Genomic DNA, 2,803 nt, shown 5'->3' with positions numbered 1-2,803 from the left:
TCGGGTACGCTCGGCCACCAAGATCGGCCTGTCGGTGGTGACCGTCGAGTTCGAGTGGGGCACCGACCTCTACCGGGCTCGCCAGGTGGTGGCTGAGCGCAGCGACCGCCACGATGGCCGGGAACGGAATATCCAGCGCAAAGATGGCCACAAAGGACGCGGCAGCAATCGCCCACAGGGCATTGTTTTTGAGTGCCCGACCCCCGATACGGTGGGCCGCCTGCACAACGATGGCGGTGACAGCCGGCTTGATGCCATAGAACAACCCGGCCACCAGGGGCATCTCGCCGAAGGCGATGTAGATCCACGACAGGGCAATCAGGATGAACAATGAAGGCAGCACGAACAGCACCCCGGCGACGATGCCGCCCCAGCTTCGGTGCATCAGCCAGCCGATGTAGGTGGCGAGTTGCTGGGCCTCGGGGCCAGGCAGCACCATGCAGTAATTGAGGGCGTGCAGGAAGCGGCGCTCGGAAATCCAGCGGCGGTTTTCCACCAGCTCCTGATGCATGATCGAAATCTGCCCGGCCGGCCCACCGAAGCTGATGAAGCCGAGCTTCAGCCAGAAGATGAAGGCTTCCCAGAAGCTGACCGGCGCGGGTGGCGCGTCAGGACGCACTTCAGGGATGGTGGCGGTGGGGTTCATTTTGCCGGGGGCGCTTTCTCGAAGGAGGCCAGCAAGCCATCAAATATCGCGCTGGCGAGGTTCAGGAGTTGATCGTCGTCGCCAATGGTGTCCCGCAGCCCTGCCAAAGCGCTCTCGATACCCACCGACTCGGGGGGCTGCACGCCTCCCACATCCAGGAAATGCACCAGCGCCCCAAGCCTTTGCAGCGCGGGGGTTTCAAGGCCGAAGCTCGCCAGCAGGACTTCAAAGGTGACCCGAACGCCGACGTGGCTGAAAGTCGCACCGTCGAAGTCAAAACCCAGGGCATCGGGAGGGCAATCGGCGGGCGACTCCAGCCACAAAAGTTGCGCATCCGGGTCGATGAAGCGGCGGATCAGCCAGGCGCTGGCGAGGCGGTCCACCCATGGACGGCGACGGGTGGCCCACGTCCGGCCGAGGTACAGGCCAAGCGGCAGTTGGGGAATCGTGCTGGCGACGGCATGAGGTTCATCTGGAGACAAGGCCCAGCCTGCCTGCTGCTCCAGATCCTGCAAAGCCGCCTCGGCCTGGCGCCGGGCCTCGCCGGGGAAGAAATCAATTTCAGCGAGGCCCGCGAAGGTCTTGCGTAGCTTGCGTGCCTGCTTGAGGGTGTCGGCCGCGGTCTCGGCAGCAAGTCCTGCATGCGCCTTGCTGATGTCGGCGAGCAACACCGCATAGTCCTCACGGCGGTCAAACAGGCTGACGAAGGCGGCGCCATCCGGCTCTTCGACACGCAGGACAAACACCGTGCCGCCGGCACCCAGGATGTCGGTGGCCACGGCATCGAGCGTATTGCGGCAGGCTTCCCGTTCAGGCATCAGATACACGCCGTCACGCAGGACGGCGGCCCCTGATGCCTTGAGCGCCCGCCAAGCCCGCATACGGGCCGTGGCGTTTTCGGTGGGAAGACTGGTGATGAGCGAGAGCCATTGAGTCATGTTGTCTACGCTACATCTTCGTTGATGTTGTTACAACTAAATTTTGATGAGCGATGCAGCGGCACAGGAAGGAAGGATAGGGATGGCTACACTGCACTTTTCGCTGCATGTATCCCTGCATGACTTATTGACGAATTTTTGTTTTGGTCATAAAATTCGCCATAATAATTTTTCATAATTCTGGTGATTCTTGTGAATAAATCTGAAGGGGTGGGCGAATGCAAGGATCTGGAAGATGATCTCGCCAATTTGGCAAGACTCGCTGCCGCGGACTCTTATGAAGACACACGACTGCTGTTGGCGAAATTGGTTCGTAAGTACCGGCAAGGTCGCCCTGAGTTGGCTTCAAGCCTGGATCAGTCGCTAAAGACAACACAAACCCGATCGGCTGGGAGTTCTGTGCTTCGACGCGGAGTGTCGGTGAGCGATGACCGGGAGATCCTGCTGCCTGTTGACGGAGATTCCCGTCTGCCGCTGATTCGTGTATTCGATGACCGAGAGGGATTGGCAGCACCCATTCTTCCCGTAGGGGTAGGCGATGCGATCAGAGCGATCATCCATGAACGTCAGGAGTCAGAGCGCTTGGCTGCACGGGGTATTAGCCCCACTCGATCGGCCATCCTGGTCGGTCCGCCTGGCGTGGGGAAAACCCTGTCTGCCCGCTGGATTGCGCAGTCGCTCGGAAAGCCGCTGTGGGTCCTTGATCTGACGGCGGTGATGAGCAGCCTTCTGGGAAAGACCGGAAACAATCTGCGCATGGCGCTTGATCATGCCAAGAAGCATGCGGCGGTCCTTTTGCTCGACGAAATTGATGCCATCGCGAAGCGTCGGAGTGACGAATCGGATATCGGTGAGCTCAAGCGTTTGGTTACCGTCATGCTTCAGGAGGTTGATCAGTGGCCGGACAGCGGCCTGCTGCTTGCTGCCACCAACCACCCGGAATTGGTGGATCCCGCGCTGTGGCGTCGTTTTGACTTGGTCGTGAAATTCGATGCACCAGATGCGAAATCAATCGCCGTCGCGATCGAGCGTTTTCTGGGCGAAGACCGGGGGCTCTTCCAGCCCTGGATCGATGTGCTGGCTGCAGGCTTCCAGGGGCAATCGCTCTCCGATGTGGAGCGAAGCATCAATGCGCTTCGGCGTGGCTATACGCTTGAAGTCGCCCCCGTCGAGAGGTTGATCTCGTCAGTGCTGGGGCAAAACCAGGAAATGCTCAGTA

3 protein-coding genes are annotated in these 2,803 nt (G+C 60.2%); 1 reads left to right on the top strand and 2 read right to left on the bottom strand.

Annotation, left to right across the window (positions count from 1 at the left end; genetic code table 11):
- Positions 1-646 (bottom strand): chromate transporter (locus ACIQ09_RS22135; protein ID WP_398314580.1); only part of this gene is annotated, 646 nt, incomplete at its 3' end.
- The gene (locus ACIQ09_RS22130; protein ID WP_398314578.1) at positions 643-1,584 is read right to left on the bottom strand and encodes a chromate resistance protein ChrB domain-containing protein; all 942 of its coding nucleotides are present in this window, start codon (positions 1,582-1,584) and stop codon (positions 643-645) included. The genes ACIQ09_RS22135 and ACIQ09_RS22130, both read right to left, overlap by 4 nt.
- Before the next feature lie 192 nt (positions 1,585-1,776).
- Between ACIQ09_RS22130 and ACIQ09_RS22125 the strand changes: the two genes are divergently transcribed.
- A partial coding sequence (locus ACIQ09_RS22125; RefSeq protein ID WP_398314576.1) for an AAA family ATPase occupies positions 1,777-2,803 on the top strand: 1,027 nt, incomplete at its 3' end.

The sequence above is a fragment of the Zoogloea sp. genome (genome assembly GCF_044344315.1).
Classification (GTDB): domain Bacteria; phylum Pseudomonadota; class Gammaproteobacteria; order Burkholderiales; family Rhodocyclaceae; genus Zoogloea.
This window is presented reverse-complemented; position numbering and strand designations above follow the sequence as displayed.